This is a genomic window from Methylomonas sp. MED-D, assembly GCF_050276835.1.
Lineage (GTDB): Bacteria > Pseudomonadota > Gammaproteobacteria > Methylococcales > Methylomonadaceae > Methylomonas > Methylomonas koyamae_A.
In genome coordinates this window covers 119,874-134,614 of record NZ_CP189966.1, presented here as the reverse complement: position 1 = coordinate 134,614, position 14,741 = coordinate 119,874, and the positions used below count along the sequence as shown (strand labels likewise).

Below are 14,741 nucleotides of genomic sequence, written 5' to 3'. Positions count from 1 at the left end.
AGCTTAAAGTGGTTAGATAGGGAAAGTTCGTTTTCAAGACCAGTCATTTTGGGTCTGCTGTAAATTTGCGATAGAAGCCATTTAAAGCAACGGTGACCGAAAACACCGACACCTGCTAATCGTGCACCCACTTGAAGGTTAGGCGGGCTCCGGGATTTATCTCGTTCAGTCCATTCAAAGTGGCCACGTTTTGTACGCCACCGCCGAAGAATCCCTTGTCTTTACGGAATGTCAGAGTGGCACTAGCAAGTTGGTAAAGGTACAGTCCGTTCGCAGCAACATGGATTTCATCGTGGGTTGCAATGGTCACCCCGGGGTCCGTGGCATTCTCACGGATCACAATTTCTTTGCGCCAAGTGACGGTGGCGGGCGTCTGAAGAACGAACTCGACTCGATCGTTTGGCACGGCGCCTTCTTCCACGGTCACTTCGATCAAATCCGCCGCATCCGATGTACGCAGGACGTCACCATCACGCAGGAAGTTAACAGGCTGAAACACATCCGAGGCCGGGCGATTTTCCGGCGCCCAGACTCGTATACGCACTTCGAATTGCCCGTTTCCATCGCCAGGCCTGTCGTCGTTGATCCTTAGAAACAATTTCCGCGGCTCGTGATAGTTCCAAGGGCTTCTAACCATGCCGTTGCCAATGCGGAAGTAGCCGTTGAGCCGACCAAGCAGGCAAAACGCTTTTGCTGCGGGGTCTAGCCCTACATGCAGCGGCCAGTTTTTGTCGGCGACCAGCCGCGTTAAGCCTTCCGGCCCATTGGAGGGATCGAGAAGGCCGCCACCCCAGATTTGCCCACTGGCATCGATCTGGATCTCGCAACCGGGATAAAGTGTGATGCCGGTCGGCACGTCGCCGGGACTGGCCGCGCCTATCGGAATGCGGATGTCGCAAATCGTCTGGGTTGCAGGCCCCCAAGCATGGATCGGAATTGGCACGGGTCGGCGCGGCACCAGGGGCAATCCAAATAACTCCAGACCGGCGGCGTCCGTAATCTTGGGCCAGAACCCAAAGCGGTTGGCGGCTAGCGGCGCGGGAAACCGTGACGTGGTAACCGGGTTACCGTCCTGTATACGACGCTTTGCATGCCAGAAGGCCAGAGCCAACCCTGCCAGCAAATCCAGCGGAGAATGACTCGAAGTCTCGCTCGAGTGACCACAAACTTCATTAAGGTTTCCGCCTCCGTCTATGACGATGGGAAGTTGCGGCGCAAAATAGCTGTCTCGAAACAATTCGACGATGACGCGTTCCAGCATCGCTACCAAACGTGCGTCGCTGGCATCGTCGTTGAACGCCAAGGCCGCGATGCCATGGGCAAACAGCGTGCGGCTGCCAATCCCTTCGGGCTCCAATTCAGGATGGGCTTGGCGGATTTGAAACCATTCCGCGAAGGTATCGCGGACCGTCGTATCAGCATCGTCTATCCCGGTCAGGCCTATCCAGCTATGGAAATTGACAGACCACTTGTCATACGTTGCGAAAGCGGCTTGCCCTGTGGTCAAGGTTGAATAGGCCAGTGCCTTGTCGAGCACATCGCGAAATAACAAGGCGGCCGGCGTTTCGTCCTGCTCTTTGATGTCGAAGATGCTGGCGTTCTGCATTACCGCGAGCGCACTGAAGATCGTGGACGGAAGTATGCCCAATCTGGAAACCAAGGAGGTCAGATCGAGGGTCAAGGGCGGTACGGCACCGAGCGCCGTGCTGATGACGGGTCCCAGCAAAGAGAGTGCGACTGGCAGCGATATCCAGCCGATAACCTGGGAGGCAGCGATGGGGCCTTCCAGCAGGGGCCAATAACCGGCCCGTTCCATGGCACCGCGAAAGTTCGTGCGCGACCCGAAAGCGGTGCCGCCGGCCGCAAACTGAAGCGCACGCGAAAACGGGTGCTCCAAAACTGGCAGTAGACCGGTAGCCCCCCGCCACGTGAGCCCCCCCATTGGTCGAACCAACAGATAGCCGTTATCCGCCAGGTAGTTCCCCAGCCAGGTGGCCTGGCGTCTCGCTGTATTCGAAATGTCCTGGTCATTTCCGGCGAGCTTGGAGATTATCCAGCAGGACGCGACTAGGCCGGTCAACTCGTCCATTGAAAGTTCCCAACGGCGGTAGCGCGTCCAGTAACGGTATTGGCGGTCGCTGTAAGCCTGCGCTTCGGTCGGTCCAAGCCAGCGCGTGAGGAGTTCGGGATCGCGTCTTGGATGATGGTACCAATGGCTGGCCGGCAGCGAGTTGGCATAGACGCCATCGCCCACATCCAGGAATTGGTCTCCCCGGACGTCCGGCTCGTTTTCGTTGTAAATGGGCAGACCGGCATCCCAGCGTGTCGGCAAGCGCGCCTCCGAGTTCGCCCCGTTTTCGTTCCAGCTAAACAAGGAATCCAGCGTTTGTTGGGCAGCACTCAAGACCCTGGCCGATTCGGCATTTCCCGCATCGAGTTCAATCGCCAATGCGGTATGCAGGAGTGCGCCGTCCATCAACGGATTCTCGCCGTAGCTCTCGACGATATTCCAACGATCTACGTCCTCCAGGCGGCTTGCCTGCAGGCGGTTGCGGACCACCAAATGATTGCGACGCCCTTCGTGTCCGATGGCGAAGAAGCGTCCGATTATCTGAGCCCTAACCTGCGCATAAATGCGTTCGTAATGATGAGCTTCGGCGACCGCTTCAGTCTGACCCGGATGCCAGGTGACAATGCCATGTTCGAATACGTTGTACCGGCCGCCGCTGCCATCGGGAATGTCTAACTCGTCGGTGACGGGAAAGCCCAGAAAGCCTTGTTCCCAGCTCAAATCGGCCCACTTTTGCCGTATTAAGCCGTGAACCTCGAAGGCGCCCCAGCGTTCGGTCCAGTAGATGGAGCCGCCATCGAAATGATTAAAAAATCCGCCCCCGCCCGGGGTTTGGGTCTCGTCGCTAGCAGGTCTGCCCAGCAAGCCAGTATGTGCGCCCAGACTCAGCCATTTAGCAAGTATTGCGCCGCGCACGATATATCCTCGTAAGTCGGGTACCTGGATGATGACCGGATTGGGACGCGGCGTGAAATTGCGCAACACGCCACGGTCGTTACGCTCACCCGGTAAAACGTAGCTGTAAGGATTGCCGGCCAGAGCGATTTTGAAGTACACGTCCGGATTTCGCTCGCCGGGATGCTCGGTGAAGTCCGATCGATGGAAACGAAAGACCGCGTTTCCGTTTGGATCGGTCAATTGCGTCGTGCCTAATTTGTCGTCAGGGCTCCTGGGGTCCTGGTCATAGGCTTCGATGGTGAGGCCGACCAGAGGCAGGCTTCTGGAATCGACGCAACGGCACGCGACGACCAACTCAGGGTCTGGGTGGGTCGATGTCACCGTTACGGTGACCCGGTTGGAATCCGTTTGCCCGGTTGTACGCCAATGTCCTCCCGTCTGTCCATGTGTAGGCTCAATCCAAATCCGGGTCTGAAGGATAGCGTGTATCGTGGGGTTACTAGGGCTATTGAGGGCCACATCGACTCGGAAAGTGCCATTCTCTAGGTCGATCGAGGCCAGTATGCGTTGCTCATCCACTACCAAACTAACAGTGGCCGAGTTTGGTGGATCGGTGAATGCTTGGAAACTGCCTGAGAAGGCGACTACTCTCGAAGTACCCAGTGGAGCTTCTATCACATCGCCGTCAGCGGGAGAATCCAGGGATATGGACGTCATGACAGTCTCCTTTTATTATCGAGTAGCGGTAGCTACCAATTCATTGAAAGATCCTCGCAACTTGAAAGGGCACACATTGGAGGGTTGGCCTGCATCAATCGACTAAGAAATAACGCTAGTGAAATACTACAGAGAAAAAATGGTTTTTGTAAATAAGTACGTTTGTAGTAGTACATTCGTACTGGCACTGACGCATAATGGTCATCAGCGTTAGTCGTTTGCGTGAGCAGCGCAGTTCTTTTGGTACGACTACGCATGACAGAGCTTGCAGCCAATAGCCCCTCCCAAATTGGTGAAAATTCGGCTTTAGTTTCACCAATTTCACCAATTCTGCCAAACCCTCACTAGCCTACCCCCTACAAGACGGTATGTTGACGGCGTAGAGGCTATAATCGGGACTTAATTCGATCTGAATTTATTAGTTCAGAAGTCGTGCAAAATGAAACTATCAGAAAACATTAAACCCATCAGTTACTTAAAAGCCAATGCGGCCGAAGTCATCGAAAAGTTAAAAACCGGACATCAGCCGCTGGTCATTACCCAAAACGGCGAGGCTGCGATGGTGGTGCAGTCGGTTGCCGATTACGAACAGACCCAGGAATCCCTGGCCTTGCTAAAAATGTTGGCGCAGAGTCAGCAGGCTCTCGCCGAAGGCAAGACGGTTTCCAGCGCGGAGGCGTTTAGCTGTTTACGTGCGCGGCGCGGCTTGACATGAGCGTTCCGATACGATTGACAGAACCGGCCATAGCCGATTTACTTACCATCAATGATTACTAACTGATCGAAGTCAGTGATAAGGTGGCGGCAAAAATCATCGATACGCTTGAAGCCGCCGTCAACAGCCTTGCCGATTTGGAAGAACGCCGCACTGTGCTGAAAGAACTTCTGGTATTGGCGATTCGGCAATACCGCCAACTCATCGTAAACCCCTACCGGATCATTTATCAAAATCAGCCTGATCAAGTCGTCGTTCATGCCATCTTGGATGGGCGACGCGACATGCAAACCTTGTTAACCCAGCGTTTGATCGGTGCACTCTAGTTGCTCAACCCCAAATTCAAGGATGACTTGTCTGTGCTCCCAGGAGTACAACGGCCAGGCGGCCGTCGATGTTGACAGCCTACTCATCGTGACGGTCACGCTGACGCAGGACACCAACGACAAGCCGCAAGTCGAACCGATGCTGGACGAAGTAGCCCAATTGGAAAGCGATTTGGGCAAACCCGATACCTTGCTGGCCGATAACGGCTACTTCCGCCAAGGCAATGTCAAAGTTTGCGAAGACCGAGGCATCACGCCTCTGACCGACCTGGGCCGAGATTCGCATCATCTACCTTTGGCAGAGCGCCTCGCGGACGATGCGCCCGCGCCCCCACACCGGCGATCCGGTGGTCAACATGGTGCATGCCTTGAAAACCCAACAGGGACTCGCCTGTTACGGACAGCGCAAATGCAGCGTCGAGCCGGTGTTTGGCGTCATCAAACCGATCATGGGCTTTCGACAGTTCTCGTTGCGCGGCCTGCAAGCGACATCGGACGAATGGAAACTGGTCGCCTTAGCTTACAATCTGAAACGGATGCACGTGCTGGCGGCCGGATAAGCTGGAATGAGCGTCAAAGTCTCGCCAGTTTGCCTGGTATGCCGAGCAGATTAGGCGGCTTTTGGCTGGGTGACATCCGGTAATTTGTTTTGCGAGCCGCACCACCGGCTTCTTTTGCCGGGCGGCCCCACAAAATCAGGCGGCTAAGGTTATTGTCCGACAGGCTCCAAGCAAAGAGCGAAATCAATCCCGATGTAAACGCTTGTCTTTATTACAAAAATCAAGCGGTTAATTTCCATTATTTAACATAACCTAATCTTATGCGAAGTCGCACAAACAACCAAATGTTAGTGCAAACAAAGAGTGTAATTGTTAATGAAGCGGCCATCCATAGTCATCTAAAGTGGCTTTTGCTTATATCTCGTCAAATTGTAGCTTCGCTCCCACTGGGCCTAATTGAGTGACGAACTCCAAAACCTGTTTAAACTCATTACCCGATTTGTAAAGCTTTGAGTCCTGCAATAACTGGTCAATGCAATTTCGCCGTTTGTTATTGCTCATTTCCTTTGTCCTATCTGGATAATGTTTAGACTAACTGGCCTGCATCTCGATTAAGCGGGTTTCGGCCATCTCCCAAGGTAAGCGTCGGCCGTTTTCTTTCATCTGTGCATATGCGATGCGGGCCGCCCCAACGTCAATAATGCCATGACCAATCAAGCTTTCCACAACCCACAGCGTGCCTTTTACTTCAACAAATTCCTGCTCAGCAGCCTTGCGCAAGTTTTGATCGCCGGTCAGTAACGGACATTGCTCCTGCTTGGCCAACATCAACGCAAAACAATCATAGCGGCTAGGCTGCTTATACTTGGCTATCAGCTCTTCAACCTCAACCATTGACGCCGGCGTTAACTCGCCCAACTGCAAGCCATACTCCAGCAAATAACCGTGATCGGCTTCCAATTCATCGGCGAACAACATATCCGGCACTTGAATCTGATAAGGCAACTTGAATAGAGCTCGAATCAAACTGCCCTCTTCCAAATCGATCAGGATATTGGCGTCGCTAATGAGTAACCGGCTCAAGGCTATCTAACGTCCGTTGTTGATGGAATTTCGCTACCGGTAGCCCTAATAATTCAGCGGCTTTGGATTCGCTGAAATAGTCTTCGGCCAGCGCCCGATAGACCAACTGCTTAAACAGCAGGGTTTGCTCGGCGGGATATGGTTTGCCCGGCTCGCAACTGCGCCACCCCTTAGAGCTAAAGGCCATATAACTTGCCTGAAACGTGGCCTGCGTAATAATGCCAGCTTGATGCGCACGAAACAAAACGCCCTGCATGCTCAAACCAAATTCGTGTTTCAGCATAAACAGTTCGTTCAATTCCAGCCGGTGGCGCTTAGCGCCTAAATGCTCAATCAGCGTTGGCTTGGGCAGCAAAAACGTGCCGGCAAAACGATTACACAGCTTTTCTTCGTCGGCCAGCAATGCCGCATCCAAGCGGCCTTTTAACAGTAAGTGCCCCAATTCATGCGCCAAGGTAAACCGTTGGCGGTCGCCGGTCCAATTTGCGCCGACTACGACCACCGGCAAAATGTTAATCATGCCCGCCAAACCATCGAACTTTTTGCTGTCGTCCACGCAACTGCTGATCACCATCACCCCATGAACTTCCAGGGTGTCGATCATATCCGGGATGCAACCCAAGCCCAGGTTCCAGGCTAGCCGCACGGTTTCCGCCAGGCTGTCGATTTGCTCGGGATCCTCAATGCGTTCCGGCAAACCGGCGGGCAAGGCAAACGGTTGGATGGGCGATTGCGGGTATAAACCCAGCAATTCGTGCCAGCGTTCGGCCTGATCACTGATGTCCGCCTCGATTTTGGCTAAGCTCTTTTGCGACAAGCTACTTTTCTTACGATATTCGATACCTTCGATAGTCAGGGTTTGCGGGCGAAAGAAATACTCGGTACGCACGCCCAGAATTTTCGACAATTTGATCAGTTGCGCGGAAGACGGGGTTTGCAGTTCGTTTTCAAACTTGCTGATGGTGGTGTGGCTCAAGTCCGCTTGTTCGGCTAAAGCCCGCAACCCCAAACCCGCCGCCTTCCGGGCGCGGTGTAGACGTTCACCTAACATGGTGGCCTCTTGGGTTTACAAAAACTATAAATATAGTGATTAATGTAAACTTTTTTACCACATCAAGCCAGCGCTATTTCGTCGCTGGTGTAGTCGAGGGCACTACGCTTTTGGCGGTGCACATTCATAAATCAGGGATTTTTTTGGGTTTCAAGTGTAGCTATTTGTTGGTTATGAATACTTAACTGATACACAATTCGACAAGCGTCGCCTGATTAGATACCCTAGCAACGATTCGCTTTTGAATCGCTATTTTGGAAAATGGATATGAAAAAAAGCTTTTTGACCTCTTTATCGGTTTTGGCTGTATCAATTGCTGCTGATGCCTCAGCGGCTTTGCCAGAAAGCGCAACTAATCAAATGCCAACGCTGGACACCGCTTCAATCGAGAAACAAACCTCACAATTGCCGTTTGTGATTGATAGACCAACTGTCGAAAATGGTGGCGTTTTTGTGGCTGCTCACAGCTCGCATGCTTCTCACTCATCTCATCGGTCACACTACTCATCACGCTAAAAAATGACAAAACACGAACTCAGTTTTGATGTTCGCGTTTTTTCGCTTGAAACGATCAAACGGGCGCTTTATCGATATCAAGACAAGTGTTCGTTTGACATTCAACTGAGAGACAGCGACATCGTGATCGCTTTTGAATCATCTATCGACGACATGACAGATCGGATTAAACGCGAAGTCTTGGATCAGGATTTACGCGACACGGTTTCGAAAGAAACCGCAAACGTCCGCCAATTGATATTGGCAAACGCCTTTTCGAATACAGGATTGATTGGATAATGTCACTGCTAGGGAAGCGCTTCAAGCTGGTTGATGACTTCAACCAAGCGAAAAACCACGATTACCACCTGCTGCCGTCACGTTTTGCCGGATTGGATGATGGTCGGTATCTTTTGAGCAACGAAGTCGGCGAATATCTGGTTGTCGACCGTCCGCAGCTCGAAAGCTACGTCAGGAAAATCGTCGATCAGGATACAGACTTTTACCACGACCTGAAATCCAAGCATTTTCTATTCGATGACGACTCCAATGTCGCTATCGACCTACTGGCGCTTAAATACCGTACCAAGGCGCTAAGAACTTCGCAATTCACCTCGCTGCATATCTTCGTGGTCACGTTGCGTTGTGACTATACCTGCCAATACTGCCAGGTATCGCGCCAAACTGACGACAAGCATGCTTTCGATATGTCCGAAGAAACGGCCAGCAAGGCGCTGGCCTTGGTTTTCAGGAGCCCGTCGCCAGCAATCAAAATCGAGTTCCAAGGCGGTGAGCCGCTGCTCAACTTCAATCTCATCCAATATGTCGTGTCAGAAGCCAAAAAGCTCAACGAAACGCATAAAAGGGATTTGCAGTTCGTCATCACCAGCAACCTGAGCTTTCTCGACGATACCGTGCTGGCCTTCTGCCAAGAACACGGCATCCATCTGTCGACATCGCTGGACGGCAACGAAGCCCTGCACAACAGCAACCGGCCTCGCCCCGGTAAAAACAGCTACAAGATTACGGTCAAAGGCATCAAAAACGCCCAGCGATTTTTAGGTCGCGACAAGATTGGGGCGTTGATGACCACGACCGAAAAAAGCCTGTCGCAAGTCAGATCGATCATCGATACCTACCTGGAACATAACCTCGACTGCATTTTCCTGCGTCCGCTCAGCCCGTATGGGTTTGCGGTCAAGAATCACCAGACGCAGAAATACGACATCGACAGATGGTTCGAGTTTTATAAAGAAGGCTTGGACTATATCCTGGAGATCAACCGCCAAGGACACCACTTCGTCGAGGTCTACACGCAAATCATCCTGACCAAGCTGCTGTCGCCTTTCAATACCGGCTACGTCGACCTGCAATCGCCTTCCGGCGCCGCGATCGCAGCCATTGTTTACAATTACGACGGCGATGTCTACGCATCCGACGAAGCGCGAATGCTGGCCGAAATGGGCGACAGGAAATTTAGGCTCGGCAGCGTCCATACGGACAGCTACGAAGACATCTGGCTATCGGATGTTCTGCTCGATACTTTGGAATCGAGTCTCTCCGAAAGTGCCCCGATGTGCCACGACTGCGGTTTTTTGCCCTATTGCGGCACCGATCCCGTCTACCACTACGCCACGCAACAGGATGTCGTCGGTCATAAGGCATTCAGCGGCTTCTGCGCCAAGAACATGAAAATCTTCAAGCATGTGATTAAGCTGCTGGAAGACCCAGACACCAAAAAGATATTAACCAACTGGGTGAGATGATGATTCATTTGAGCGCCAAGGACAATGCCGCTTTATCGGCGATGACGCATGAAGAACCGTTGATCGCCAAGATCACCGTTAATCTGAACCTGCCAAACGGGCTTCGTTCGCAAAGCGTTTTGATCATGCATGAACCCGCCGCGATACCTGACGGCTTTGGATTAGTGCTGCTGGCGTTCGATGGCGAAATCGCTAATGCGCCTGTAAATACCGTCAGGCTGTCGAATGAAATCCGCTATCTTAAAGAAAACGACGTCATCAAGTTCTATCCTACCGGCTGCAAGATCAATGTGTTGTACCGGAAAGAAGCGAACGTAAATACTTTCCTGCTGACCGAACGCTGCAACTCGTTTTGCATCATGTGTTCGCAGCCGCCGCGCGATATAGACGACAACTATTTGGTCGATGACATCCTGGAAGCATTGCCGCTGATCCATCCTGAAACGCCTGAGATCGGCTTTTCCGGTGGCGAGACGACGCTGATCGGCAACGACAGCTTCACCCGGCTGATTCAAGCCGCCAAAAACCACTTACCGAATACCTCGCTACACATTCTGTCCAATGGCCGAAATTTCAAGAACCTTGATCTGGCGATTAAGGTTTCGCGCGTTCAGCATCCAGACGTCATGATCGGCATACCGCTGTATGCCGACTATTCGCAATTGCATGACTTCATCGTGCAGGCAGACGGCGCATTCGACGAAACCATACGCGGTATCCTCAACCTAAAACGCTGTCAGGTCCCGGTCGAAATCCGCGTGGTCATCCATCGGGAAAATTACCACCGTCTACCGAGACTGGCGGAGTTCATCACGCGGAATCTCCTGTTCGTCGACCACGTCGCATTGATGGGGCTGGAAATAATCGGCTTCGCGAAATCGAACCAGCAGGCGCTATGGATCGATCCTTATGATTACCGGCATGAGCTGCAGGAAGCTGTCGAAACCATGGCGAAAGCCAGCATGAAGGTATCGATCTACAATACTCCGTTCTGCGTCGTTCCCGAATCCATTCGCTGTCATGCCGTCAAATCCATCAGCGACTGGAAGAACGACTATCTGGATGAGTGTTCGGAATGCAACGCTAAACAGCAATGCGGCGGGTTTTTCTCGTGGAATCTCAGCAAACCCAGCTTACACATTCGCCCCTTATAACGTATGCGCATAATTTTATTCTTATCACTTATCTTAAATGCCGCAGTCGCTTTATCTGAAACCCTAGAAGGGTATGTCGTTTCTGTGCATGACGGCGATACTGTGACGTTACTATTGGCCGATAAAAGCCAAGTCAAAATCAGGCTGGCACAAATCGATGCCCCAGAGAGCGATCAGGCGTTTGGTCAGAAATCGAGACAAGCGCTAGCCAGCATGGTTTTCAACAAAAACGTCAAAATTGAAAAAGAGACCGTCGACAAATATGGTCGAACTGTCGGCACGATCTTTGTCGATTCCATAGACGTGAACAAAGAACAAATCAGGCAAGGCATGGCGTGGGCATACCGCCAATATCTTCATGATCAAAGCCTCATTCAAGATGAAGAAAATGCAAAACAATCCAAAATTGGCTTGTGGTCTGATCCAAATCCTATGCCACCTTGGGAATACAGGCATTCAAGAAAGGGGCAACAGCAGAATGCACCCCCACTCAACGTGTCTACAGCCATTGAAAAACCGTCCAATAACCAATGCGGTGCAAAACGTTATTGCAAGGAAATGAATTCATGCGACGAAGCAAAGTTCTACTTGAATCAATGCGGATTAAGCAGGCTCGATGGCGATGGCGACGGAATTCCGTGCGAAAAGCTGTGTAATATCAGGTAGCCCATACCTTTTCATTAGCCAGCTAAACTTAAATAAATATAGTTGCGGATAAAAACGATTATGCGGAAAGACATTGCGGTCTTTTTATGGTTTATATTTTTACTTGTCCTGCCTATGGTAGGCATGGCCGACACCTATCACGATAACCTAAGAACCTGTCTAGGCGGTTACCCGGCCCTTTGTAATCATGCCCTGCTCAGTGCGGAACATGCCCAGCAAGTCCGGAAGGCGGAGTACGAGACCAACTTAAGAACCTGTCTTGGCGGTTACCCGGCCCTTTGTAATCATGCCCTGCTCAGTACGGAACATGCCCAGCAAGTCCGGAAGGCGGAGTACGAGACCAACTTAAGAACCTGTCTTGGCGGTTACCCGGCCCTTTGTAATCATTCGCTGCTCAGTACGTACACCACCGTCCGATGCTCCGCTTTGCGCAGAAAACGGGTCTTGTTATGGCGACATTAGTCCCATTACTGGACTGCCAAAAACCGTCAACGTACATGGATATTTTCGTAGAGATGGAACCTATGTTAGAGGGCACTATAGAAGCCACAGATAGACGCTTCAACACTTGATTGTAGGGACTTGCAATCGAAAACGAGCAATCAGCAATCAATACAATTTTTGTACCGGAATCAAATGGTGTTCAAACTGACATTATCTGCAACTAAAACCGACCCGTTGCGGACTGTCGTTCGAAGTGATTCAATGGCAGCGATTAGGTCATTAGCTGCCATAACGCACAGTAACCGATGAAACACGGAAAAAAAATCTCATGCCTATCAAATTATTATCGTGTAGAAGTACATAAATGAGTGGATATACTGTTGACAGCTTAATAACTTGTTAGCCCATTTATGCCAGGCACTAAACACTTCACTCGAATGCAATATAACGTCGCACGTGGTTTACGAGAGATCGTTGCACCACGTCAAACCATGCCAACAGCTCAGTGGCAACATCTTAAAGATGAATTTGATGGCCTTTGTGTTTTTTGCGGAAGTGGCGCAACCAAGGAAAATAGAGGAATCGTCCCAGACCACCTTATCCCGGTCACGCGCTTCGGTGAGCTAGTTATTGGAAATACAGTTCCCGCTTGTCAAACATGCAACGACTCTCGCGGAGATGGCGATTGGCGGCCCTTTGTCAGGGCTAAGTATCCAGGAGACTCAGAAGCACAAATCGAGCGAATTGAGGCGTACCTCAAACGCCACCCTTATCACCCATCATCCCCGGAGACGGCGCTCTCCCCTGAAGAGCAGAAGAGCTACGCTCAACTACTTAAAGACTGGGAGTCTTTGCTTGCGCGAGCACGCACACTGCATTCGTCTGCGGAGACAAGGAGAAAACACCATGCAAAGGGCTAACCAATCATTCCACCGGACCTGGTGCATAAAGCCGCGCTAGTCCGGTGAATTCAGACGTTAGGTTCGCAAATGCAAATTGTCCCGGGTAACCATATTGAAGAGCGCTTCAGAGCTTTGGCGACCGAGGTCTTTGGCCTATCTGTTGAAGCGTATCTCGCCGCCAATCACGGACGTCAGTTGTTTGGCTACGCGATTGACCTTCCCGCTCACTCGTTTTTCCCGTTGTTTGGAAATCCCCCGGCCTCACTAACTGAAGCCATGAATAGGCGATTTGGCGATTCAATTGCTGGTTACAAAGTTGCCGTCCAAGAGGTGTTTCCAATCGCCGGCCTCAATGCAGACGTACTGCTTTTGGCTACCGAGCTAAGCGTTGCGCCGGAAAGTGACTTCGATACCATATTGATACATAAACTATGCCATTTGGTACTTGACTCCAATTCGCTTGGACTAACCAATCTCACCCTTGACCAGAAATCTCGCTACAGCGGTGAACGCCTGTACAAGAAGACTGACAGAGAAAATGAACGAATAACTAAGCACAGCGTTCAATTCTGCACGCTGCTTGCCGCTGCCGCCGAAAGGTACGCCAAAAACTCCCCCGTGCTTTCCATTCGGTCAGCTGTACTTGACTCCGCAATGCGTTATGACCTTAAGAGCAACACGCGAACCTAACCCGGCAGTCGATCAGACCTGCGCGAAAAGCCGCGCAGGCCGCTCATTTCTACGTTATAGCGCATGAAGAATATCCAAGTCATCGACGGTGCCGCTAACTCTGTGTACGACATCTTTGCCGCAACCGATGATGAGTTCGCTCTTATTTTTCCGGAAGGCCAGGATGTTTCCTTTATCGAAGAAGTCATGGCTCGTGGACCAGAAAAAACAGTACTACCCAACGCGACGAGATGAAGAAGCAATTAATCCCAATGGCACACGGCTTCGATAGCGTGCGCAATAACCTGACAGTCGAGAGGGACGCTTCGCGGCTGGGCCGCTCGCGCCCCTCACTTCCACGTTATGCATCCGAGAAATCGTTATGAGCGCGGAAACCTACAACAAAATTCGAAGAATCCTCTTTTGCACAGCCAATGATCGGACGAAGGGATTTTCTGTTGCCTACGAGTGGATGGAAAAAACCTATCGGAGGCAGTTAGATACCCAAAGCTATATTGGCCTCATGGCTGAGCTTCGGTTTTATGAGCAACATGGAAAAGAGTTTTATCTAACTGTGGCGGGCGACATGGGGGAGCATGCCGATTTTGCTGGAATGTTTGGCGCACGACCAGCAAGGTTTGATGTAACGACAAACATCAATTTCAAGAAATTTCTTGACTATGAGCCCTTTATGGGCACAGGCCCAAGCTACAAAATCGCCCTGCTGGATCAAGGAAATTTTGAAGTCATTGATGTTCTTGATCTGGCGTTTCCAAGATGCAATAGCTGTGGCAGTCATCTGTTCCCAGCCATCGTTCTTCTTGATCAAAACTACAATCGTCATGGCGAGTCACAATGGACCAACGATCAGCTACTAATTGATGTGTGCGCCGGATGCGAGGAATACATCGAAAGGCAGCGCTACACCCATTCTGGCTTATTTAGCCCACAGGAACACTATGATGCCTTTGCCGGATATGACGATGACGACCTCGCCGAAGAGTCAACAGAACAACATGTTGTTTCGGCATACAAGTATTTCCGTCGGCAGCATTCCGATTACCTAATGGCTGTTGGCTCACACAGTTACATAATTACGGAACCAAAGGGTGGCGGACATTGGGCGATAAATTTCAATTTCGTAAACGCGGCAGTATCCAACGAAATGCCAGACGAGATTGAGTGTTCCCACGAAATTTAGGCATAACATGGCGCTCAACCTCGCTCCTTTCGGTCGCTGGACGCTGCGCGATAAAGCCGCGCAGCGCCGGTTCGCTCTACGTTG

At 51.3% G+C, this 14,741-nt stretch carries 15 protein-coding genes and 1 pseudogene; 13 read left to right on the top strand and 3 right to left on the bottom strand.

Annotation, left to right across the window (positions count from 1 at the left end):
- Positions 1–115 precede the first annotated feature (115 nt).
- Entirely contained in the window at positions 116–3,349 is a 3,234-nt protein-coding gene (locus ACQE3E_RS23790; RefSeq protein WP_427501699.1) for an LGFP repeat-containing protein, read from the bottom strand.
- Positions 3,350–4,124: 775 nt separating this feature from the next.
- On the opposite strand from ACQE3E_RS23790, the gene ACQE3E_RS23785 reads away from it, so the two are divergent.
- From ACQE3E_RS23785 to ACQE3E_RS23770, 4 genes and pseudogenes are all read left to right on the top strand, one after another.
- Positions 4,125–4,400 (top strand): type II toxin-antitoxin system Phd/YefM family antitoxin, encoded by a 276-nt coding sequence (locus ACQE3E_RS23785; protein ID WP_427501698.1) that lies wholly within the window; start codon positions 4,125–4,127, stop codon positions 4,398–4,400.
- Between the two features lie 83 nt (positions 4,401–4,483).
- On the top strand, positions 4,484–4,726 hold the full coding sequence (locus ACQE3E_RS23780; RefSeq protein WP_427501697.1) for a type II toxin-antitoxin system RelE/ParE family toxin: 243 nt from the start codon (positions 4,484–4,486) through the stop codon (positions 4,724–4,726).
- A 22-nt stretch (positions 4,727–4,748) separates the two neighbouring features.
- Positions 4,749–4,937: pseudogene (locus ACQE3E_RS23775) on the top strand (transposase); the annotation flags it as partial.
- 106 nt (positions 4,938–5,043) lie between these two features.
- Positions 5,044–5,286 carry a transposase gene (locus ACQE3E_RS23770; RefSeq protein ID WP_427501696.1) on the top strand — a complete coding sequence of 81 codons (243 nt, stop codon included), beginning with the start codon at positions 5,044–5,046 and terminating at the stop codon, positions 5,284–5,286.
- 531 nt (positions 5,287–5,817) lie between these two features.
- On the opposite strand, the gene ACQE3E_RS23765 is transcribed toward ACQE3E_RS23770, so the two are convergent.
- Both ACQE3E_RS23765 and ACQE3E_RS23760 read right to left on the bottom strand, forming a co-directional pair.
- Complete coding sequence (locus ACQE3E_RS23765; protein WP_427501695.1) at positions 5,818–6,204, bottom strand: hypothetical protein; 387 nt, start codon at positions 6,202–6,204, stop codon at positions 5,818–5,820.
- A gap of 85 nt (positions 6,205–6,289) precedes the next feature.
- A complete protein-coding gene (locus ACQE3E_RS23760; RefSeq protein ID WP_427501694.1) occupies positions 6,290–7,360 on the bottom strand; it encodes a helix-turn-helix domain-containing protein in 1,071 nt (356 codons plus the stop codon).
- A 267-nt stretch (positions 7,361–7,627) separates the two neighbouring features.
- Between ACQE3E_RS23760 and ACQE3E_RS23755 the strand changes: the two genes are divergently transcribed.
- The 9 genes from ACQE3E_RS23755 to ACQE3E_RS23715 all read left to right on the top strand — a co-directional run bounded on the left by ACQE3E_RS23755 (position 7,628) and on the right by ACQE3E_RS23715 (position 14,657).
- The gene (locus ACQE3E_RS23755) at positions 7,628–7,876 is read left to right on the top strand and encodes a hypothetical protein (protein WP_427501693.1); all 249 of its coding nucleotides are present in this window, start codon (positions 7,628–7,630) and stop codon (positions 7,874–7,876) included.
- A gap of 3 nt (positions 7,877–7,879) precedes the next feature.
- A complete protein-coding gene (hxsD, locus tag ACQE3E_RS23750; protein WP_427501692.1) occupies positions 7,880–8,155 on the top strand; it encodes a His-Xaa-Ser system protein HxsD in 276 nt (91 codons plus the stop codon).
- Positions 8,155–9,621, top strand: coding sequence for a His-Xaa-Ser system radical SAM maturase HxsB (hxsB, locus tag ACQE3E_RS23745; RefSeq protein ID WP_427501691.1), 1,467 nt, complete (start codon positions 8,155–8,157; stop codon positions 9,619–9,621). Before hxsD ends, hxsB begins: the two co-directional genes overlap by 1 nt.
- Complete coding sequence (gene hxsC, locus ACQE3E_RS23740) at positions 9,618–10,775, top strand: His-Xaa-Ser system radical SAM maturase HxsC (protein ID WP_427501690.1); 1,158 nt, start codon at positions 9,618–9,620, stop codon at positions 10,773–10,775. The genes hxsB and hxsC overlap by 4 nt, the downstream gene beginning before the upstream one ends.
- Before the next feature lie 3 nt (positions 10,776–10,778).
- Positions 10,779–11,441, top strand: a complete 663-nt coding sequence (locus tag ACQE3E_RS23735; protein ID WP_427501689.1) for a thermonuclease family protein — start codon at positions 10,779–10,781, stop codon at positions 11,439–11,441.
- A gap of 854 nt (positions 11,442–12,295) precedes the next feature.
- Positions 12,296–12,805 (top strand): HNH endonuclease, encoded by a 510-nt coding sequence (locus ACQE3E_RS23730; RefSeq protein ID WP_427501688.1) that lies wholly within the window; start codon positions 12,296–12,298, stop codon positions 12,803–12,805.
- Positions 12,806–12,874: 69 nt separating this feature from the next.
- The gene (locus ACQE3E_RS23725; RefSeq protein ID WP_427501687.1) at positions 12,875–13,477 is read left to right on the top strand and encodes a hypothetical protein; all 603 of its coding nucleotides are present in this window, start codon (positions 12,875–12,877) and stop codon (positions 13,475–13,477) included.
- A gap of 63 nt (positions 13,478–13,540) precedes the next feature.
- Positions 13,541–13,711 carry a hypothetical protein gene (locus ACQE3E_RS23720; RefSeq protein WP_427501686.1) on the top strand — a complete coding sequence of 57 codons (171 nt, stop codon included), beginning with the start codon at positions 13,541–13,543 and terminating at the stop codon, positions 13,709–13,711.
- A gap of 127 nt (positions 13,712–13,838) precedes the next feature.
- The gene (locus ACQE3E_RS23715; protein WP_427501685.1) at positions 13,839–14,657 is read left to right on the top strand and encodes a hypothetical protein; all 819 of its coding nucleotides are present in this window, start codon (positions 13,839–13,841) and stop codon (positions 14,655–14,657) included.
- Positions 14,658–14,741: the final 84 nt, after the last annotated feature.